At 71.6% G+C, this 20116-nt stretch carries 22 protein-coding genes; 7 read left to right on the top strand and 15 right to left on the bottom strand.

The features are described from left to right. Positions 1–20: 20 nt before the first annotated feature. The 7 genes from FYC51_RS06025 to FYC51_RS19160 form a co-directional block, all read right to left on the bottom strand. A complete protein-coding gene (locus FYC51_RS06025) occupies positions 21–752 on the bottom strand; it encodes a response regulator (RefSeq protein WP_148732716.1) in 732 nt (243 codons plus the stop codon). Continuing rightward, positions 749–3232 (bottom strand): ATP-binding protein, encoded by a 2484-nt coding sequence (locus FYC51_RS06020; RefSeq protein WP_148732715.1) that lies wholly within the window; start codon positions 3230–3232, stop codon positions 749–751. Before FYC51_RS06020 ends, FYC51_RS06025 begins: the two co-directional genes overlap by 4 nt. Positions 3233–3237: 5 nt before the next feature. Further along, entirely contained in the window at positions 3238–3849 is a 612-nt protein-coding gene (gene kdpC / locus FYC51_RS06015) for a potassium-transporting ATPase subunit KdpC (protein ID WP_148732714.1), read from the bottom strand. A gap of 97 nt (positions 3850–3946) precedes the next feature. Next, positions 3947–6064 carry a potassium-transporting ATPase subunit KdpB gene (gene kdpB / locus FYC51_RS06010; RefSeq protein ID WP_274379490.1) on the bottom strand — a complete coding sequence of 706 codons (2118 nt, stop codon included), beginning with the start codon at positions 6062–6064 and terminating at the stop codon, positions 3947–3949. A gap of 51 nt (positions 6065–6115) precedes the next feature. Continuing rightward, positions 6116–7789, bottom strand: coding sequence for a potassium-transporting ATPase subunit KdpA (gene kdpA, locus FYC51_RS06005; protein ID WP_148732712.1), 1674 nt, complete (start codon positions 7787–7789; stop codon positions 6116–6118). Beyond that, a complete protein-coding gene (locus FYC51_RS06000; protein ID WP_148732711.1) occupies positions 7789–7878 on the bottom strand; it encodes a potassium-transporting ATPase subunit F in 90 nt (29 codons plus the stop codon). Before FYC51_RS06000 ends, kdpA begins: the two co-directional genes overlap by 1 nt. Continuing rightward, a complete protein-coding gene (locus FYC51_RS19160; RefSeq protein WP_187432513.1) occupies positions 7875–8024 on the bottom strand; it encodes a hypothetical protein in 150 nt (49 codons plus the stop codon). Before FYC51_RS19160 ends, FYC51_RS06000 begins: the two co-directional genes overlap by 4 nt. 124 nt (positions 8025–8148) lie before the next feature. Here FYC51_RS19160 and FYC51_RS05995 point away from each other — a divergent pair, with 124 nt between their 5' ends. Next, entirely contained in the window at positions 8149–8544 is a 396-nt protein-coding gene (locus tag FYC51_RS05995; RefSeq protein ID WP_148732710.1) for a hypothetical protein, read from the top strand. On the opposite strand, the gene FYC51_RS05990 is transcribed toward FYC51_RS05995, so the two are convergent. The 5 genes from FYC51_RS05990 to FYC51_RS05970 form a co-directional block, all read right to left on the bottom strand. Beyond that, positions 8545–9012 carry a GbsR/MarR family transcriptional regulator gene (locus tag FYC51_RS05990; RefSeq protein ID WP_148732709.1) on the bottom strand — a complete coding sequence of 156 codons (468 nt, stop codon included), beginning with the start codon at positions 9010–9012 and terminating at the stop codon, positions 8545–8547. 27 nt (positions 9013–9039) lie between these two features. Further along, positions 9040–10662 (bottom strand): ABC transporter permease, encoded by a 1623-nt coding sequence (locus tag FYC51_RS05985; RefSeq protein WP_238476233.1) that lies wholly within the window; start codon positions 10660–10662, stop codon positions 9040–9042. Then, entirely contained in the window at positions 10659–11591 is a 933-nt protein-coding gene (locus FYC51_RS05980; protein ID WP_187432512.1) for an ABC transporter ATP-binding protein, read from the bottom strand. The genes FYC51_RS05985 and FYC51_RS05980 overlap by 4 nt, the downstream gene beginning before the upstream one ends. 121 nt (positions 11592–11712) lie before the next feature. After that, complete coding sequence (locus tag FYC51_RS05975) at positions 11713–12381, bottom strand: potassium channel family protein (protein WP_148732708.1); 669 nt, start codon at positions 12379–12381, stop codon at positions 11713–11715. Continuing rightward, positions 12374–13819, bottom strand: a complete 1446-nt coding sequence (locus FYC51_RS05970; RefSeq protein ID WP_420797215.1) for a TrkH family potassium uptake protein — start codon at positions 13817–13819, stop codon at positions 12374–12376. The genes FYC51_RS05975 and FYC51_RS05970 overlap by 8 nt, the downstream gene beginning before the upstream one ends. Positions 13820–13892: 73 nt before the next feature. On the opposite strand from FYC51_RS05970, the gene FYC51_RS05965 reads away from it, so the two are divergent. Further along, complete coding sequence (locus FYC51_RS05965; protein ID WP_148732706.1) at positions 13893–14321, top strand: ArsR/SmtB family transcription factor; 429 nt, start codon at positions 13893–13895, stop codon at positions 14319–14321. Between the two features lie 335 nt (positions 14322–14656). Further along, positions 14657–14947: a GIY-YIG nuclease family protein gene (locus FYC51_RS05960; protein WP_148732705.1), complete on the top strand. Its 291-nt coding sequence runs from the start codon at positions 14657–14659 to the stop codon at positions 14945–14947. Positions 14948–15108: 161 nt separating this feature from the next. Here FYC51_RS05960 and FYC51_RS05955 read toward each other — a convergent pair whose 3' ends face one another. Together FYC51_RS05955 and FYC51_RS05950 are read right to left on the bottom strand one after the other, a co-directional pair. Further along, the gene (locus FYC51_RS05955) at positions 15109–15597 is read right to left on the bottom strand and encodes an anthrone oxygenase family protein (protein ID WP_148732704.1); all 489 of its coding nucleotides are present in this window, start codon (positions 15595–15597) and stop codon (positions 15109–15111) included. Between the two features lie 46 nt (positions 15598–15643). Beyond that, positions 15644–16153, bottom strand: coding sequence for a GNAT family N-acetyltransferase (locus FYC51_RS05950; protein WP_148732703.1), 510 nt, complete (start codon positions 16151–16153; stop codon positions 15644–15646). A 117-nt stretch (positions 16154–16270) separates the two neighbouring features. Here FYC51_RS05950 and FYC51_RS05945 point away from each other — a divergent pair, with 117 nt between their 5' ends. Next, positions 16271–16369 carry a 30S ribosomal protein bS22 gene (locus FYC51_RS05945; RefSeq protein ID WP_003792170.1) on the top strand — a complete coding sequence of 33 codons (99 nt, stop codon included), beginning with the start codon at positions 16271–16273 and terminating at the stop codon, positions 16367–16369. Between the two features lie 79 nt (positions 16370–16448). After that, positions 16449–16715 carry a glutaredoxin family protein gene (locus tag FYC51_RS05940; protein WP_148732702.1) on the top strand — a complete coding sequence of 89 codons (267 nt, stop codon included), beginning with the start codon at positions 16449–16451 and terminating at the stop codon, positions 16713–16715. A 48-nt stretch (positions 16716–16763) separates the two neighbouring features. Here FYC51_RS05940 and FYC51_RS05935 read toward each other — a convergent pair whose 3' ends face one another. After that, positions 16764–17318 (bottom strand): TetR/AcrR family transcriptional regulator, encoded by a 555-nt coding sequence (locus FYC51_RS05935; RefSeq protein ID WP_148732701.1) that lies wholly within the window; start codon positions 17316–17318, stop codon positions 16764–16766. Positions 17319–17401: 83 nt separating this feature from the next. Between FYC51_RS05935 and FYC51_RS05930 the strand changes: the two genes are divergently transcribed. Both FYC51_RS05930 and FYC51_RS05925 read left to right on the top strand, forming a co-directional pair. Next, positions 17402–18310, top strand: a complete 909-nt coding sequence (locus FYC51_RS05930; RefSeq protein ID WP_148732700.1) for an alpha/beta fold hydrolase — start codon at positions 17402–17404, stop codon at positions 18308–18310. An 84-nt stretch (positions 18311–18394) separates the two neighbouring features. Further along, positions 18395–19975 (top strand): FAD-dependent oxidoreductase, encoded by a 1581-nt coding sequence (locus FYC51_RS05925; RefSeq protein WP_148732699.1) that lies wholly within the window; start codon positions 18395–18397, stop codon positions 19973–19975. Positions 19976–20116: the final 141 nt, after the last annotated feature.

Below are 20116 nucleotides of genomic sequence, written 5' to 3'. Positions count from 1 at the left end.
GGTACGCGGGGGAGGGCGGGCTACGGCTCGAAGCGGTAGCCCAGGCCCGGCTCGTTGAGGAAGTGCCGCGGCTCCGATGGCACGGGCTCGAGCTTCCGCCGCAGCTGCGCCACGTAGAGCCGCAGGTAGCCCGCGTCGTTGCGGTGGTACGGACCCCACACGTCGGAGAGCAGCATCTCGCGCGTGAGCAGCTTGCCGGGGTTGCGCAGGAAGAGCTCGAGCAGCCGCCACTCGGTGGGCGTCAGGCGCACGGATGCCGCGGAGCCCTCGGCCGCGCCGCTCCCCGCGTCGGCGGCGCCGGGTCCGTCGGGCCCGCCCGCCCGCCGGATCGTCTTCGCCGCCAGGTCGACGACGAGGTCGCCGATCGCGACCGTCGCGGCATCCGCCTCGGCACCGCCCGTCGCGCGGGCCCGCGCCCGGATGCGGGCGAGCAGCTCGTCCATCGCGAACGGCTTCGTGACGTAGTCGTCGGCCCCCGCGTCGAGCGCCTCGACCTTCTCGGCGGAGTCGGTGCGGCCCGAGAGCACGAGGATCGGCACGCTCGACCACGCGCGCACCGCCCGGATCACGTCCATGCCGTCGACGTTGGGCATGCCGAGGTCGAGCAGCACGAGGTCGGGGTGCGCGCTCGCCGCGAGCTCGATGGCCTCGGCCCCGTCGCGCGCCGCCACCACGTCGTAGCCGCGCGAGGCGAGCGTGATGCGCAGGGCGCGCTGCAGCTGGGCGTCGTCGTCGGCGACGAGGATCTTCATTCGGCCTCCTCGGCGGTGGGCAGCGTGACGACCATGGTGAGGCCGCCGCCCGGGGTGTCCTCGACCTCGAGCGTGCCGTCCATGCCCTCGACGAAGCCCTTCGAGAGGGCGAGGCCGAGCCCGAGGCCGGTCTCGTTGTCGATGTCGCCGAGGCGCTGGAACGGGGTGAACACCTCGTTGCGCCGCTCGGGCGGGATGCCCGGGCCGCGGTCGACGACGCGCAGCTCGGTGCGGCCGCGGAAGGTGCTCGCGGCGACCCGCACGCGCTCGCCGTCGGGGGAGTGGCGCACCGCGTTCGCGAGGAGGTTCACGACGACGCGCTGCAGCAGTCCGGCGTCGGCGAGCATCGGCCGCAGGTCGTCGGCGAGGTCGAGCTCCACTTCGGCGGGCCCGAGCTCGAGCTCGTCGAGGGCGGGGAACACGACGTCCGCGACATCCGTCGGAGCGAGCGTGACGGCGAGCGCGCCCGCCTGCAGGCGGCTCACGTCGAGCAGGTTCGTCACGAGGTCGGCCAGCGCGTCGAGGCTCTCGGCCGCGGTGTCGAGCAGCTCGGCGCGCTGCTCGGGCGGCAGCGTCACGTCGGGCGACCGCAGTGCGCTCACGGCGGCCGACGCGGACGTGAGCGGGCGCCGCAGGTCGTGCCCGACCGCGGCGAGCAGCGCCGAGCGCACCTTGTCGGTCTCGGCGAGCTCGCCGGCGGCCTCGGCGGCCGACGCGAGGGCGCCGTGCTCGATGGCCGCGTCGAGCTGGGTCGCGATGACCTGCAGCAGGCGGCGCTCGGATGCCTCGAGGTCGCCGCCGTGCAGCTCGAGCACGCCGCGCGTGCCGATCGGGACCGTGCTCACCCGGTCGTCGTCGGCGGGCTCGCCGTCGGTCACCCGCGGCTCGCCGTCGACGAGGAGGCGGACCCCGCTCAGCCCGAAGGCCTCGCGGGTCTGCGTGACCATGGCCTGCAGCGCGTCCTCGCCGCGCAGCACGCTGCCCGAGATGGTGGCGAGCAGCTGCGACTCGGCCGCGGCCCTTCTGGCCTCGCGGGTGCGCCGCGCGGCCTGGTCGACGACGAGGCTCACGAGCAGCGCGTTCGCGACGTAGAAGACCAGCGCGAGCAGCTGTCGCGGCTCGGCGATGGTCAGTGTGTGGAGGGGCTGGATGAAGAGGTAGTTCAGCGTGAGGCCCGAGAGCACGGCCGCGAACAGGGCCGGCCAGAGGCCGCCCACGAGGGCGACCACGATGACGAGCAGCTGGTAGGCGAGCACGTCGCTCGTGATCGACGACTCCGTGTGGAAGATCGTGAGCACCCAGCTGACCAGCGGGCCGAACACGAGCGCGATCGCGAAGCCGACGAAGAGACGGGTGCGGCTGAGGGCGCCGCCCAGACGTGGCAGCGAGAACCCCGATCCGGCCGCTGCGTGCGTCACGATGTGCACGTCGATGTCGCCCGACTCGCGGATCACCGTCGCGCCGATGCCCGGCCCGGTGAAGGCGGCGGCCAGGCGCGACCGGCGGCTCACGCCGAGGACGAGCTGCGTGGCATCCGATGCCCTGGCGAACTCGACGAGCGCGCGGGGGACGTCCTCTCCGACCACCTGGTGGAACGTGCCGCCGAGCTGCTCGACGAGCGAGCGCTGCCGGTCGAGTGCCTCGGGGTGCCGCGCACGGAGCCCGTCGGGAGTGGTGACGTGCACCGCGAGGAGCTGCCCGCCCGAGCTGCGCGCGGCGATGCGAGCGCCGCGGCGCAGCAGGGTCTCGCCCTCTGGACCGCCGGTGAGGGCGACGACCACGCGCTCGCGCGCCTCCCACTTGCCGGTGATGCCGTGCTCGGCGCGGTACGCCTTGAGCGCCTGGTCGACCTCGTCGGCGAGCCAGAGCAGGGCGAGCTCGCGCAGCGCGGTGAGGTTGCCGAGCCGGAAGTAGTTCGACAGCGCGGCATCGATGCGCTCGGCGGGGTAGACGAGCCCGCCGGCGAGCCGGTCGCGCAGGGCCTGCGGGGCGAGGTCGACGACCTCGATCTGGTCGGCGGCGCGCAGCACCGAGTCGGGGATCGTCTCGCGCTGCTGCGCGCCGGTGATCTCGAGCACGACGTCGCCGAGGGACTCGATGTGCTGGGTGTTCACGGTCGAGATCACGTCGATGCCCGCCGCGAGCAGGTCCTCGACGTCCTGCCAGCGCTTCGGATGCCGCGAGCCGGGCGCGTTGGTATGGGCGAGCTCGTCGACCAGGGCGATCTCGGGCGTGCGCGCCAGCACCGCGTCGACGTCCATCTCCTCGAGCGCGAGGCCGCGATGCTCCTCGTGCCGGCGCGGGACGACCTCGAGCCCCTCGATCATCGCCGCGGTCGCCGCGCGCCCGTGCGTCTCGACGAAGGCCACGACGACGTCGCGGCCCTCGTCGCGGAGGCGCCGGCCCTCCTCGAGCATCGTGTAGGTCTTGCCGACGCCGGGAGCGGCGCCGAGGAGCACTCGCAGCCGCCCCCTCTTCATGTGCGTCAGTCTCCCACCTGCGCGAGCGCGAGGTTGAGCTCGAGCACGTTCACGGTCGGTTCGCCGAGGTAGCCGAGGTCGCGCGACCGCGTGTGCGACTCGACGAGCGCCCGCACGTCGGCCTCGTCGAGGCCGCGGGCATCGGCGACCCGGGCGACCTGCTGCAGCGCGTACTCGGGGCTGATGTGCGGGTCGAGGCCGGATCCCGACGCGGTCACCGCGTCGACGGGTACTTCCGACTCGGGGACGCCGTCGAACGTCGCGACCTGGGCCGTGCGCTCCTCGATGGCGGCGATGAGGTCGGGGTTCTCGGGACCGAGGTTGCTGCCGCTCGACGCGCCGGCGTCGTACCCGTCGCCCGCAGCCGACGGGCGGGGCTGGAACCATTCGGGGAGCGGGTCGCCCGCGGCATCCGTGAACGACTGGCCGATGAGCGCGGAGCCGACGACCTCGCCGTCGGCGTTCCGCAGGACGGAGCCGTCGGCCTGGGCGGGGAGCGCGAGCTGGCCGATCGCGGTCACGACGAGCGTGTACGCGACGCCCAGCACGAGCGTGAAGAGGAGCATGGCGCGGATCGCGACCCAGTGGGTGCGCGCCGTGGTGCGCGTGGTGCTCATGGTGTGGTCCTTTCGAGGTGGGCGCTGCGCCACTTCGGCGGCCGCTGCGCCAGTTGAAGTGGCGCGATGCGTGTCGAAGTGGCGCAGAGCATGGGAATCAGAAGCCGGGGATCAGGCGGACGACGAGGTCGATGAGCCAGATACCGATGAACGGGGCGATGATGCCGCCGAGGCCGTAGACGAGCAGGTTGCGGTTCAGCACCGCGGATGCCCCGAGCGGCCGGTACTTCACGCCGCGGAGCGCGAGCGGGATCAGGAGCACGATGATGATCGCGTTGAAGATGATCGCCGACAGCACCGCCGAGGCCGGGGAGTGCAGCTGCATGATGTTCAGCGCCTGCAGGCCGGGGAACACGCCCGCGAACATCGCCGGGATGATCGCGAAGTACTTCGCGACGTCGTTGGCGATCGAGAACGTGGTGAGCGCGCCGCGCGTGATGAGCAGCTGCTTGCCGATGGCGACGATCTCGATGAGCTTCGTCGGGTCGGAGTCGAGGTCGACCATGTTGCCGGCCTCCTTCGCGGCCGACGTGCCCGAGTTCATCGCCACGCCGACGTCGGCCTGCGCGAGCGCCGGCGCGTCGTTCGTGCCGTCGCCGGTCATGGCGACGAGGTTCCCGCCCGCCTGCTCCTTCCGGATGAGCGCGATCTTGTCCTCGGGGGTCGCCTCGGCGAGGTAGTCGTCGACGCCGGCCTCCGCCGCGATGGCCTTGGCCGTGAGCGGGTTGTCGCCCGTGATCATCACGGTGCGGATGCCCATCTGCCGGAGCTCGCGGAAGCGGTCGACGAGCCCGTCCTTGACGATGTCCTTCAGGTGGACGACGCCGAGGATGCGGGTCGTGCCGTCCGCCGACCGCTGCGCGACGACGAGCGGCGTGCCGCCGTCGACCGAGATCGCGTCGACTCGACGGTCGAGCTCCTCGTGCTCGCTGGACGGGATCCGACCGCGCTCCTCGACCCACGCCGTGACCGCCGACCCGGCGCCCTTGCGGACGACCGTGCCGTCGGCCAGGTCGACGCCCGACATGCGGGTCTGCGCGGTGAACGGCACGACGTCGCCCGCGGGCGCCCCGGCGAAGCGGATGCCGCGTGCCGCCGCCAGGTCGACGATCGAGCTGCCCTCGGGGGTCGGGTCGGCGAGCGACGCGAGTGCCGCCGCCCGCACCAGCTCGTGGTCGGCGACGCCCGGCATCGGCACGAAGTCGCTCGCGCGGCGGTTGCCGTGCGTGATGGTGCCGGTCTTGTCGAGGAGCAGGGTCGTGACGTCGCCGGCGGCCTCGACCGCTCGGCCCGACATGGCGAGCACGTTGCGCTGCACGAGCCGGTCCATGCCGGCGATGCCGATCGCCGAGAGGAGCGCGCCGATCGTCGTCGGGATGAGGCAGACGAGCAGGGCGATGAGCACCGGGATGCTCGCCGGGGCCGCCGCGTAGGACGCGATCGGGTTCAGCGTGAGCACCACGACCACGAAGACGATCGAGAGGCTCGCGAGCAGGATGTCCAGCGCGATCTCGTTCGGCGTCTTCTGGCGCGACGCGCCCTCGACGAGGGCGATCATGCGGTCGACGAACGTCTCGCCGGGCTTCGAGGTGATGCGCACGACGATCCGGTCGGAGAGGACCCGGGTGCCGCCCGTGACCGCGGAGCGGTCGCCACCGGACTCGCGGACGACCGGGGCGGACTCGCCCGTGATCGCCGACTCGTCGACCGAGGCGATGCCGTGGACGATGTCGCCGTCGCCCGGGATCGGTTCGCCGGCCGAGACGATGACGATGTCACCGAGCCGGAGGTCGGCCGAGGAGACGTCGGTGGTGGGCGTGCGCTCGGCCGCGGCATCCGACACCTCGTCGTAGCGGGTCACGACGTGGGCCACCGTCGACGTGCGCGTCTGGCGGAGCGTGTCGGCCTGCGCCCTGCCGCGGCCCTCCGCCACCGCCTCCGCGAGGTTCGCGAAGACCACCGTGATCCAGAGCCAGACGGCGATCGCCCAGGTGAACGAGCCCGGCACCTCGGTGCCGCCCGAGGCCTCGGGTCCGCCGAGGAACGGCTCGGCGATCGCGAGCAGCGTGGTGAGCGCGGCGCCGATCTCGACGATGAACATGACGGGGTTGTGCCACATCTCACGCGGATCGAGCTTGCGGAGTGCGCCGGGAACGGCCCGGACGAGTTGGCCGGGCCCGAAGCCGCCCATCGGGCGCTTCGACGGCGAGCCCATCGGCCGCGGGGTGTGGCCGGTCATCTCGGAAATGGTCTGCGAGGACATGGATCAGTTCAGCCCTTCCGCCAGGGGACCCAGCGTGAGAACGGGGAAATAGGTGAGGGCGGTGACGAGGACCGTCACGCCGACGAGCAGGCCGACGAACTGCGGCCGGTAGGTGGGGAGGGTGCCCGTGGTCGTGGGCACCTTGTCCTGGGCGGCGAGGCTGCCGGCGAGCGCGAGGACGAGCACGATCGGCACGAACCGGCCGAGCAGCATGGCGACGCCGAGCGCGGTGTTGAACCACGGCGTGTTGGCGGTCAGGCCCGCGAACGCGGAGCCGTTGTTGTTCGACGCGGACGTGAAGGCGTAGAGCACCTCGGACATGCCGTGCACGCCGGGGTTCCAGATCGACGTCGACTCGACGTCCTCGCGCACGCCCGGGATCGCGAACGAGAGCGCGGTGCCCACGAGCACGAGGAACGGCGTGACGAGGATGGAGAGGCTCGCGAGCTTGATCTCGCGCGGGCCGATCCTCTTGCCGAGGTACTCGGGGGTGCGCCCGACGAGCAGGCCGGCGATGAACACGGCGATGACGGCGAGCACGAGCAGGCCGTAGAGGCCGGAGCCGACGCCGCCCGGGGCGACCTCGCCGAGCATCATGTTGAGCATCGGCATCATGCCGCCGAGCGCCGTGTACGAGTCGAACATGCCGTTCACCGCACCCGTGGAGGTCAGCGTCGAGGTCGACCCGAACAGCGCGGTGCCGAAGATGCCGAACCGCTGCTCCTTGCCCTCCATCGCGCCGCCCGCGAGCTGCGGGGCGGTGCCGTCACCGGCGGCCTCGAGCGCGCTCACCACGACGAGGGAGATCACGAACAGCGAGGCCATGACCGCGAGGATCGCGTACCCCTGCTTGCTCGAGCCGACCATCCGGCCGAACGTGCGCGGCAACGCGAACGGGATCGCGAGCATGAGCACGTTCTGGAACAGGCTCGTCCATGCGGTCGGGTTCTCGAACGGGTGCGCGGAGTTCACGTTGAAGAAGCCGCCGCCGTTCGTGCCGAGCAGCTTGATCACCTCCTGCGTGGCGACCGGGCCGCCCGGCAGGTGCTGCGTGTCGCCGGCGAGCGTCGTCACCTCGGTGAACCCGTTGAAGTTCTGGATCACGCCGCCGACGAGCAGCACGATCGCGCCCACGAGCGCGAGCGGGAGCAGCAGGCGGAACGACCCGCGGAACAGGTCGACCCAGAAGTTGCCGAGCGTGTCCGAGCGGCGCCGGGCGAAGCCGCGCACGAGCGCGACGGCGACGGCGATGCCGACCGCGGCCGACACGAAGTTCTGCACCGCGAGCCCTGCGAGCTGCACGGTGTAGCCCATCGTGAGCTCGGGCGAGTACGACTGCCAGTTCGTGTTCGTCACGAACGAGGCCGCCGTGTTGAACGAGAGTCCCTCGGGCACGGCCGGCAGGCCGAGCGAGTACGGGAGCCACTGCTGGGTGCGCTGCAGCACGTAGACGAACAGCACGCCGATGACGCTGAACGCGAGGACGCCGCGCAGGTAGGCCGGCCACGACTGCTCGGATCGCGGGTCGACGCCCACGAGGCGGTACAGCCCGCGCTCGATCCGCCAATCGCGTTCGGACGTGTAGATGCGCGCCATGTAGTCGCCGAGGGGCCGGTACAGCAGGGCGAGGATCAGGGCGAGGGTGGCCGCCTGGAGGACGGCGAACAGCGCGCCCATCAGAACCGCTCGGGCTTGACGAGGGCGTACACGAGGTACGCGACGACGGCGACGCCCAGCGCGACGGCGAGGAGCTCGAAGACGATCACAGCTTCTCGACCCCCTTCGCGATGAGGCCGATGAGCGCGAACGTCGCGATGACGACGACGACGTAGACGAGGTCCAGCACGGGGACTCCAGGATCGGGGATGCCGCGGGCCGCGAGCGCGGCAGCGGGCAGCGGCTTCGGCTGCACCCCTGATGCAACACCGCGGATGTCGCGGGGTCGCCGATCCTCACGGAGCCCTAACGCCGGCGCGACGGATCCCAACGCGGTGCTCACGCGCTCCGGGACGGCGGCGTCCGCTACCGTGTGCTCCATGGATGCGTCGGAGGTCGTCTCGGTCGTCGCCGAGGTGATCGGGTGGATCGCCCTCGGCGGCGGTCTCGTCTGCCTCCTGCTCGCTTTGCTGATTCGCCTCGCCGACGGTCGGTGGCTCCCCACCGAGGCGGTCGTCATCGACCAGGAGCACGGAGCGACGATCCGCTGGTTCGCCGAGGGGGCGTTCCACCAGCGACGCCTGAGCGACGAGGAGCGGGCGCACGTGCGGCATCCCGAGGAGGAGCCCGCCTACTTCAAGGAGCGCGAGCCCGACCGCCTGCGCCTGCACGAGGCGCCGCCCGGTCGCCGCATCATCCGGAACGTCGGGCTCATCCTGATCGGGATCGCCGTGGTCGCGGGCATCGTCGGCGTGCTGCTGATGTTCGCCGCCTGATCAGCGCTCGCGCAGTTCCTCCCACTCCCGCATGAGGTCGGGCATCCGCGCGTCGATGAAGCGGTAGAACCTGGCCATCTCACGGGCGCGCGCCGCGCCGGCATCCGTCTCGTCGCCGATCGCGTCGGCCGCACGGTCGCCGAGGTCGGCGATCACGCCGTAGACCGGGCTCTTCGCCATGAGGGCCGTGTACCAGGCGTCGTCGAGGAACTCCCACCGGTCGCGGCGGCTGCCCGCCTGCGGCACGCGGTGGAGGATGCCGATCTGCGAGAGGTACCGCACCGCGCCCGAGATCGCGGCGGCGCTGACGCCGAGCCGCTCGCCGAGCTCCGACGCGGTGAGGCCGCTCGCCTCGGCGACGAGCAGGGCCATGAGCACGCGTGCCGGCATCCGGGGGAAGCCGGCCGCGGTGAGGACCGCGGCCGACTGCTCGACTGCAGCCCTCAGGCCCTGCTCGTCGCGTGGCATCCGCTCAGTCTCCCATCCGGCCGAGCCTCACCCGCCCGGCGCCAGTTCGCGTCGCCGCATCGACCACACCGCGACCGCACCCAGCCCGAGGCCGATGGCGAGCATCCAGAATCCGCCCGTCCAGTCGGTCCCCCCGCCCGACGGGACCGGCGAGTGGTGGAACGGCGAGAGGTTCACGAGCCAGTCGGGGGCCTGCAGGATCGGGCCCCAGACACCGAGGATCGCGGCGACGCCGACGACCGTCCAACCGGCCGGGATGGTCGCGCGCGGCAGGAAGGCGAAGACGAGCAGCGTCAGCCCGAGGAAGACGAGGCACGCGGGCAGCTGGGCCAGCGCGGCCTCGAGGACGTTCGGGATGAGCGACTCGGGATCCGCCGCGTTGCCCGCACCCACGATGCCCGCGAGGGCGGAGGCGGCGAGCACGATCACGATCACGATCACGCCGACCACCCAGTACTCGAGGAGCCAGCGCAGGCGCGGCACCGGCGTGCCGAGCACGAGCTCGGCGGTGCCGTGCGCCTCCTCCTGGCGTGCGCGGATGCCGACCTGCACCGCGCAGCAGGCCGCGAGGATGCCGACGATCGAGTAGAAGACGGCGACGAACGCCTCCTCGATCGAGGCCTCGCTGCCGATCGCGTTCCGCAGGGTCTCGAGGATCTGCGGTGCGTCGGTCGCCGCCTGGTTCACCACGGACGAGAGGGACGTCGCGAGCAGGCCGGTGGCGATGCCGCCCGCCGTCCACGCCAGCAGGATCGACGTGTTCAGGCGCCACGCGAGCCCGAACGAGCTCGACAGCACCGGCCCGGCGGTCGCGCGACCGGCCCGGCCGGCCAGCAGGCTCGCGCCCTGGTCGCGCACCGACTGGAGCGCGAACACGAGCCCGATGAGGGCCGCGGCGAACGCCAGGGGGATGAGCAGCGGCGTGAGGTCGTTCTCGACGTAGGCGCCGGTGAACTGCCCGTAGCCGATCGGCGACAACCAGCTCGGCCATGCGGGCGTGACGTGCAGCAGGTCCTCCGACGGGGTCCCGGCCGCGTCGCCGATGCCGCGCAGCAGGTACGCGGCGAGCACGAACGTGACGGACAGGCTGTTGGCCCCCCGCGAAGTGCGGAACAGCTGGGCGGCGAACAGTCCGAAGGCGAGGAAGGCGAAGCCGGAGACCGTCATCGCGGCGCCCCAGACGAACGACCCGCCGGGCTCGAGGCCCGTCGCCATGAGGGCGAGCGCCGTGAGCAGTCCGAGCGCGACGTTGGCGAGCACGCCGTGGACGACCGTCGCGGTCGTCGGCAGGATCCGCCCGGCAGCGGTCGCCGCGACGGCTTCGGCGCGACCCTCCTCCTCTTCCTTCCGGGTGTGGCGGACGGCGAGGAAGGTGCTCATCAGGCCGCCCATCAGGGCGAGCCAGGCGAAGAGGAGGAAGAAGGCGAACGCGCCGTCGTCCACGCCATTCGGCGTACCGCGGAACACCAGGATGGTGCGGGTCGCGATCGCGACGCCGAGGATCTCCCGGCGGTCCTGCTCCTCGCCGTAGGTCGAGAACACGGCGCTCATGGACGCGTACGTGAGCACCGCGATGCCGACGATCCAGAGGGTGAGCTGCAGGCGGTCGCGACGGATGCGCTGCCGCAGCAGCACCATGAGCGTGGTCACGCTCGGGCCTCCTCCTCGACCGGGGCGAGCTCGTCGCCGTAGTGGCGCAGGAAGAGGTCCTCGAGCGAAGGCGGCGCGACCGTGAGGCCCTGCACGCCCAGTCGTCCGAGGTCGGGGAGGATCTCGGCGACCCGGTCGCTGTCGACCGTGAAGCGCACACGTCCCTCGTCGATGACGAGGTCGTGCGTGCCCGGAATCGCCGAGACGCCCGCCTCCTCGGCGGGATCGTGGACGAACGAGATCTCGGTGCGGGTCAGGTGACGCAGCTCGGCGAGCGTGCCGCTCTCGACGACCCTGCCGGCGCGGATGATCGTGACCCGGTCGCACAGCGCCTCGACCTCGGAGAGGATGTGGCTCGACAGCAGCACGGTGGCGCCCTCGCGGGCGACGCGGTCGATCTCGCGGTTGAACACCTGCTCCATGAGCGGGTCGAGGCCGCTCGTCGGCTCATCGAGCAGGTAGAGGTCGGCGGGCGTGGCGAACGCGGCGACGAGGGCGACCTTCTGGCGGTTGCCCTTCGAGTAGGCGCGGCCCTTCTTGCGCGGGTCGAGCTGGAACACGTCGAGCAGCCGCTGCTTGCGCTCGCGGTAGGCGGCCTTGTCGGTCATGCCGCCGCGCAGTCGCGTGAGGAGGTCGATCGCCTCGCCGCCGGTGAGGTTCGGCCAGAGCGCGACGTCGCCGGGCACGTAGGCCACGCGCTCGTGCAGGTCTGCGGCATCCGTCCAGGGGTCGCGCCCGAAGAGGGTCGCCTCGCCGGCCGACGCCCGGGCGAGCCCGAGCAGGATCCGGATGGTGGTGGACTTCCCGGCGCCGTTCGGGCCGAGGAAGCCGTGGATCTCGCCGGCGTCGACGGAGAAGTCGAGGCCGTCGAGGGCGATGGTGCGCCCGAAGCGCTTCTCGAGGCCTCGGGTGCTGATCACGGTGGTCATGCGCGCGATGCTACGCGCGATTCACAAATTTGTGAATCTTCTTAACGGATCCCTAACGGGCTCGGTGCGTCGCGGCATCCGACGCAGGATCGCAGGCCGCCGTCGTGGCATCCGATCGCCGTTATTCGAGCGCTGCGAACTTCTCGATGTCGCCCTCGGTGCCCGACACGATGATGAGGTCGTGGTTCGACACGACGGTCTTCTCGGTCGCGTACGTGAACGGCTTGCCCGGGCTCTTCACGCCGACCACGGTGACGTTGTGGCGCGAGCGCACGCCCGACTCGGTGAGGTTCTTGCCGCGGATGGGCTTCGGCGGGTACATCTTCACGAGCGCGAAGTCGTCGTCGAACTCGATGAAGTCGAGCATGCGGCCGCTGACGAGGTGCGCCGTGCGCTCGCCCGCCTCGCGCTCGGGGTAGATCACGTGGTTCGCGCCGATGCGCTCGAGGATCTTGCCGTGCGAGGCCGAGATGGCCTTCGCCCAGATCTGCGGGACCTTCAGGTCGACGAGGTTCGCGGTGATGAGCACGGATGCCTCGATCGACGATCCCACGGCGCACACGGCGATGGAGAAGTCCTGGGCGCCGATCTGCCGGAGCGCGTCGATCGAGCGCGCGTCGGCGACCACCGCGTGCGTGACGCGCTCGGCCCACTTCTGCACGAGCGTCTCGTCGTCGTCGACCGCGAGCACCTCGCGACCGAGCCGGTCGAGCTGTCCGGCGGTCGCCGCGCCGAAGCGGCCGAGGCCGATCACGAGGACCGGCGCGTCGTGCTTGATCCGATCAACCAACGATGGGCCTCTCTTCCGGACGGCGGTACAACTGCCGGCGCTGGCTGGCGGCCAGGGCCGCGGCGAAAGTCACTGTACCAACCCGCCCCAAGAACATGGTGGCGCCCATGACGTACACCCCGGCGGGTGGGAGTTCGGCGGTCAGCCCGGTCGAGAGCCCGCACGTGGCGAACGCCGAGATGACATCGAAGAGCACGTAGTCGAAGGGCTCCTTGGTGATCTGGAGGATGGCGATCGACGACACCGCGACGATGGTCGCGCCCCAGAGCACGACGCTCACCGAGAGGCGGAGCATGTCGCGCGGGATGCGCCGTCCGAACGCCTCCATCGCGGGCGCGCCGCGCGCCTCGGCGAAGGCGGCGAGGAACAGCACGGCGAGCGTCGTGACCTTGATGCCACCGGCCGTCGACGCCGAGCCGCCGCCGATGAACATCAGCATGTCGGAGACGAGCAGGCTCGATCCGTTGAGGTCGTGCATGTCGATGGTCGCGAAGCCGCCCGACCGCGTCATGGCCGACATGAAGAGCGACTGGAAGACGGTCGGTCCGGCATCCAGCTGGCCGTACGTCCGCGGGTTGTTGTACTCGAGCAGCAGGAACATGCCGGCGCCGAGCACGAAGAGGATCACGGTCGTCGTGATCGTGAGCTTGACGTGGAGGCTCCAGCGTCGCGGGGTGCGCCACGAACGGGCGAGCGCGAAGATCACCGGGAAGCCGAGGCTTCCCACGAAGACGCCGATCATGAGCAGCGTCTGCATCCAGTAGTCGTGCTCGAAGGGGGCCATGCCGCCGGGGTTCGGACTGAAGCCCGTGTTCGTGAACGCCATCGCCGAGTAGTAGAAGCTGTACCAGATCGAGTGGAACCAGTCGTATCCCGCGCGGAGCATGCTCGGGATCATCGCCACGGCGATCGCGAGCTCGATGACGAGGGCGGTGATCGCGACGGTGGCGAGCAGGCCGCCGACCTCGCCGAGCCGCACCGCCTGACGTTCGGCGACCGGGCCGACGTGGATGCGCGACGGGTTGGTGTCGCTCGCCGCGATGAGCTTCGCCCGCAGGCCGAGTCGGCGCGAGATCACGAAGCCCAGGATGGAGGCCAGCGTGAGCACGCCGACGCCGCCGATGTTCACGCCGATGAAGACGAGGGCGTTGCCGAACGGCGACCAGTAGGTCGCCATGTCGACCGTCGCGAGGCCCGTGACGCAGATGACCGAGACGGCCGTGAAGAAGGCGTCGTGCAGCGGTGCGCCCGAGCCCGAGCCGGCCCGCGCGATCGGCAGCGAGAACAGCAGCGTGAAGAGCAGGATCAGCGCCGCGAACACGAGGATCGCGAACCGCGACGGCGAGCTCTTGACGAGGGCATCGACGGCGTCGCGCAACCTGCCGAGCCATGACCGCCGATCCGTCCGACCGAGGCGGTCCATCGCCCGTGCGTGCATCGAGCCCCCTCAGCCGCCGTCACCGAATGCGTGAGTCATGGTACTCCTCGGCGGGAATGACTACCCTTGACGCATGGCGGACATCTTCGACGTGGTGGCGGACACGACCCGGCGCGACATCCTCGGGGTGCTCCTCGACCGCGAGACGTCCGCACCCGAATCCGGCGGCGAGATCAGCGTCTCCGAGATCGTCTCGACGCTCGGCCTCAGCCAGCCGACCGTCTCGAAGCACCTCAAGGTGCTGCGCGAGGCGGGCCTCGTCGGCGTGCGCGAAGAGGGCCAGCACCGCTACTACCACCTCGACCGCCGCCCGCTCGAGACCCTCGAAGACTGGCTCATTCCGTTCGTGTCATCCGATGCCGCAGCGGATGCCGCGACCCTCGCCGAGGCCGAGGCGCAGGGCGTGGCGCTCAACGACGACCAGCTCGCCTGGGCCTCCGCGATCGGCCAGCGCTTCGCCGAGGCCGCCCACGCGGTCGTCGGCCAGAAGAAGCGTCGCTGACCCGTCCTCCGGTCGTCGAGTAGCGCCCGGGCCGTCCCGGTCGTCGAGTAGCGCCGCGCGAAGCGCGACGCGTATCGAGACGCGAGGGGTTCCATCCCGGCCGTCGAATAGCGGCCGCTGTCCGGTCGTCGAGTAGCGCCCGGCGGAGCCGGACGCGTATCGAGACGCGACGTTTCCGTCGCCCGGTCGTCGAGTAGCGCCCGGCGGAGCCGGACGCGTATCGAGACGCAACGCCGCCCGGCGTCCATTCCTCAACATGGTCGCCTCGATGAGATCCGCATCGCCAGCGAACCGGATGCCGCAACGCCTTCGCCCGACCCCGCAGTCTGGGCGACATGCCGCACTTCTACATCCTCGAATGCATCGACGGCACGATGTATGTCGGCAGCACGATCGACCTCGATCGGCGGGTCGCGCAGCACCAACGCGGGGAGGGATCCGCGTACACCCGACGCCGGCTCCCGGTCCGGCTGATCTTCAGCAGGGAGTTCGACCGCATCGACGAAGCATTCGCCCTCGAGAAGCAGGTGCAGGGATGGAGTCGCGCGAAGCGAATCGCGTTGATCGAGGGTCGGTTCGATGCGCTGCCCGGGTTGTCGCGGAAACGGTGGGCGCGTGGCGAATAGGCAGGTGACGTGCTGCGTCTCGATACGCGTCCGGCTCCGCCGGGCGCTACTCGACGACCGGTCGTGCTGCGCGCGGCGCTGCTCGACGACCGGATGGCTCGTGCTGCGTCTCGATACGCGTCGCGCTGCGCGCGGCGCTACTCGACGACCGGGAGGGCGGGTCAGCCCGCCGCGAGCAGGGCGAGCGCGAAGCCGAGGCAGGCGAGCGCCGAGGTGATGGTGCGCACGTGGTTCCACGACTGCCAGCCCGGGCGGAACGCCGTCCACGCGGCGGCCAGCGCCGCGGCATCCGTCGCCGAGGTGGCGACGAGCCGGTTGTTGCGGGGCACGTTCGCGGCGCCCGTCACGCCGATCGCGCCGACGAGGTAGGCGGCGGATGCCGCGATCGCCCACCACATGCCGTCGCCGAGCGACCCGAGCAGGGCGAGCACGAACACGACGGCCGCGACGAGCGCCGTGCCGAAGAGCTCGAGCATGAGCGGTGCGCGCACGGCCGCCACATTGATCTCCTGCATGGCCCGCGCGGCATCCGATGGCGGCAGCCGATCGAGCCCCTGGGTCACGAAGCCCGAGAAGGCGTAGAAGACCCCGGCGGCGATGCCGGTGCCGAGGATCGCGGCGATGAGCAGCACGTGGATGAACGCGGTCATCACGCCAGTCTGCCGCGCGCCCCCGTCGCTGCGGCGTGCCCCGCCGTCAGCGCAGCGGCTTGACCATCTCGAGCTCGAGTCCACCCGGCGCGAGCTCGTACTCGCGGCTGCGGCCGGTGAGCGTGAAGCCGAGCTTCTCGTAGAAGCGGCGGGCACGGGGGTTGTCCTCGTGCACCTCGAGGCGCAGCGTGTCACCGTGCCCGCGCGCCCAGTCCTCGACGGCGTCGAGGAGCCGGCGGGTGACCCCGAGGGCGTCGCCTCGGTAGTCGGGCGACACGTAGACGCCGACGAGCAGCGGGCCCGTCCTCGCGTCGGGGATGTACCCGCCCATGTGCCCGACCCAGCGGTCGCCGTCGATCGCGACGATCGAGGTCTGCCCGGGCGTGGTGCCGCGCGCGGCGCGCACGCGCCAGCCGGCCTCGTCGACCCGCTCGGCGTGCTCGAGCGTCTCGCCGTAGGCGAGCGGGTAGTCGCGCAGCATCTCGAGGCGCAGCGTGCGCACCGACGGCCAGTCGTCCTCGGTCGTCGTGCGGATCACGAGGTCGTCGGCGCGCATTCCTCGACGGTAACGCATCCGAACGGCGCCGCCGCGCGGATCCGCTAGACTATCCCGAGGCTCTCCGCCCCGGGCTGCGGCACGCGCGCCCGACTGATCTTTTTCTGTGAGGTTTCGATGGGTTCCGTCATCAAGAAGCGCCGCAAGCGCATGGCGAAGAAGAAGCACCGCAAGCTGCTTCGCAAGACGCGTCACCAGCGTCGCAACAAGAAGTAGTCGTCTCCGCACGACCGGCTGAGCGTCGGGCCCACGGGCCTGGCGCTCTTCGCTGTTCCTGCCGACGTACGCTGGACACGTGACCCGAGAGCTCCACCTCACCCTCATCGGCAAGCCCGGCTGCCACCTCTGCGACGACGCTCGCGAGGTCGTGCAGGCCGTGATCGCCGAGGTCGAGGCGTCGGATGACCCGCCGCGCATCACCCTCGAGGAGCAGTCGATCCTCGACGACGCGGCACTCGCCGAGCGCTACGCCGAGGAGATTCCCGTGCTGCTCATCGACAGCGAGGTGCACAACTACTGGCGCATCGACCCGGTGCGGCTGAAGACGGCGCTGCTGGCCTGATTGCCGGCGACTGCCCTGTCGGGGCATGGGGAGACCCGGCCGCATCGATCACGGCGCGGCCGCCAGGCTCCGCACGGCGCGCTCGACGACGGGTCGCACCTCGAGGGCGGGGTCGACGGTGAGCCGGTGCATCATCAGGCCGTCGCCGAGCGCCATGAGCGCGCGGGCGGCGGGCACCGGGTCGGGGATGCCGGCCGCGGTCACCAGCTGCTCGGTCCATCGTTCGAACTCACCGCGTTGCCGGCGCAGCGGCTCGCCGAGCTCGGGATCGGGGGCGAGCTCGAGGAACAGCGCGTAACGCGCCCGGGTGCGGGCCGCGTAGGGACCGGTCTGCAGGTCGATCACGGCGCACAGGCCCTCGATGAGCGCCTCGGGCCCGGGTGGCATCGGCGTTTCGCCGGCGTCGAACTCCGCGCGTTCGAGCTCAGCCATCCAGTCGACGACGCCGATGAGGAGCGCCCGCCGCGTGCGGAACCAGTTCGACGTCGTCCCCGGCGGAAGCCCCGCGCGGGCGTCGACTCGCGCGTGGGTCAGGGCTCGCATCCCGTCGGACCCGAGGAGTTCGACCGCCGCCTGGAGTGCTCGATCCCTCGTCGCAGCCATGGACACCTTCCTCGAACCCGTTTACTATGAACATAGTAGACCTACTATGACCATAGTAGGGAGGGCACGACGAAGGAGTCATCATGCGTGCACGCGAATCCCGCCTCGTCTCGACCGCCGAGACCGCCGCGTGGGTGCCGCCGCTGCCCGATGCGCCCGGCTTCGACCACCTGGTCGTCGAGACGCCGGGCCTGCGAACCCACGTCGCGACCATCGGCGCCGGTGAACCCGTCGTCATGCTGCACGGCTTCCCCCAGCACTGGTGGCAGTGGCATCGCGTCGCCCCGCGGATCGCCGAGCAGGGCTACCGGGTGATCTGTCCCGATCTCCGCGGGTCGGGATGGACCGAAGCCGACGAGCCGGGCATCGAGCGGGAGACGCGACTGCACGACCTGCTCGCGGTCTTCGAGGCACTCGGCGTCGAACGCGCACACGTCGTCAGCCACGACATGGGGGCGGTCACGGCGGCGCAGCTCGCCTATGCCCATCCGCGACGCGTGGGGCGGGCGGTGCAGTTCTCGATGCCGCCCGTCTTCATGTCGTTCAGCCCGAGGCTCGTCCCCGCGTTCCGGCACCTGCCGTCGTTGGTCTGGCATCGCCCGGGAAGCTCGCTTCGCCGCGTGTTCACGGGGCCGTACAACGCGGAGGTCCTGCCGGATGCGACCATCGCCGCGCACCTCGCGCCAATGCGACGACCCGAGGTCGACCAGGCGGTGCGCCGCCTCTACCGCGGCATGGTGCTCCCGGAGTCGATGCGGCTCAGCCGGGGCGTCTACCGGCGGATGCGCCTGACCGTCCCCACGCTCGTGGCCTTCGGTCGACTCGACACGCGGTTCGAGGAGTCGCTCATCCGCCGTGTCTGCTCCCACCCCGAGCGCTTCGCCGACCGCATGGAGCTCGCCTTCGTCGACGGCGCGGGGAAGCTCGTCCCCGACGACGCGCCCGACACCGTCGCGGAGCTCGCGCTCGACTGGATCCGCCGAGCCGACTGAGGCGGCGGCGCGCTCGCGCGTAGCCGCGGCATCCGCGCCCGTCAAACCCTTGCCGGTGCACGGCACCGGGCGTTGACTGGGCGCATGGGCTCGCTCTGGAGGGACCTCGCAGCGGCCGCCGCGAACGGCGACGCCGCACCGACCGCCCGCTACGAGGGCGCCGTGTCGCCGGGGGAGCGGTTCGACGTCGCCGTCGTCGGCGCCGGCATCACCGGATTGTCGACCGCGCTCACGCTCGTCGACGCCGGCATGCGCGTCGTGGTGCTCGAGGCGCGGGACGTCGGCGCGCTCGCGTCGGGCCTCAACACGGGCAAGGCGAGCGTGCTGCAGGGCGCGATGCTGCAGCGGCTCCGCGCGGCGCATCCGGCCCGGCTGGCGCGCGCGTACGTCGAGGCCAACCTCGACGGGCAGGCCCTCATCGCCGACTTCGCACAGCATCACGGCGTGCCGTACACCGAGGAGACCGCGTACAGCTTCGCCACCTCCGACGACGGGCTCCGCACGGTCGACCGCGAGTTCGCGGCCGCGACCGAGGCCGGCCTGCCGGTCGAGCGCGTCGAGCGGATGCCGCTGCCGTTCCCGTTCGCGGGCGGTGTCGCGCTGCCCGGGCAGCTCGGACTCGACCCCTACCGGCTGCTCGTGGCGATGGCGCGCGCGTTCGTCGCCGCGGGCGGCGTGCTGCTCGAGGACATGCGCGTGCAGGGCGTGCACGCCGGGAGGCCGGTCGAGCTGCACACGCCGAACGGTGTGGTGCGAGCGGATGCCGCGGTGATCGCCACGGGGCATCCGGTGCTCAATCGCGGGCTGTACTTCGCGAAGGTGCGCCCGTCGCGCTCGTACCTCACGACCTACCGCGTCGATGGACCGCTGCCCGAGGGCCTGTTCATCTCGGTCGACGGCGAGACCCGGTCGCTGCGCACCGCGCCCGACCTCGACGCCGACGCGCCGCCCCTGCTCATGGTCGGCGGCAACCACCACGCGCCCGGGCGCGTGCCGTCGACCGAGGCGAAGGTGCAGGACCTCGTCGACTGGACCGGCCGGCACTTCCCCCGCGCGGAGCTCACCCACCGCTGGGCCGCGCAGGACTACCACTCGGCGAACCTCATCCCGTTCGTCGGTCGGATGCCGCGCGGCTCCGGCCGGGTCTGGGTCGCGACCGGCTACGCGAAGTGGGGACTGACGAACGGCGCCGCGGCCGGGATCCGCATCAGCGAGGAGATCCTCGGCGTGCCGTGGCGCGAGCGCCGCCCGTGGATCCGCGTGATCGGCTCGCGCACGACGATGCCGTCGGACCTCGGGCGCGGCGTCGCGGAGGGATCGCGTGTCGGGAAGTGGATCGCCGTGGGCTGGGCGGAGGCCGAGGGTCGGCGGGCGCCGGCCGAGCGTCCGGGCGAGGGGCAGGGCGTCGTCGTCACGCGTGGCGGCGTGCCGCACGGGATCTCCACGGTCGACGGTCGCACGGTCGCGGTGCGCGCGGTGTGCACGCACCTCGGCGGGGTGCTGCAGTGGAACGACGCGGAGTGCACCTGGGACTGCCCGTTGCACGGCTCGCGGTTCGAGGCATCCGGAGTGCGCATCGAAGGGCCCGCGGTGCATGACCTGCCCGAGGAGCCGCGGATGCCGCGGAGCGCGGGGGTCAAGGGTCGGAGCCTGCCCGACGCGTGAGTTCCTGCGGCGGCGCTTCGCGCTTCGCGCGGCGCTCCTCGACGACCGGGAGCTGAGCTTCGCTCGGGGCTCGTTCCTTGCCTCCACGGATGCCGCATGGCAACGTGAATGGCACGGCCGCCGAACCCCTCGGCGGTCGGT

Origin of the sequence: Agromyces mariniharenae (assembly GCF_008122505.1) — a bacterium.
Lineage (GTDB): Bacteria > Actinomycetota > Actinomycetes > Actinomycetales > Microbacteriaceae > Agromyces > Agromyces mariniharenae.
The sequence above is the reverse complement of the archived record's forward strand: the minus strand, read 5'-3'. Positions and strand labels throughout refer to the sequence as shown.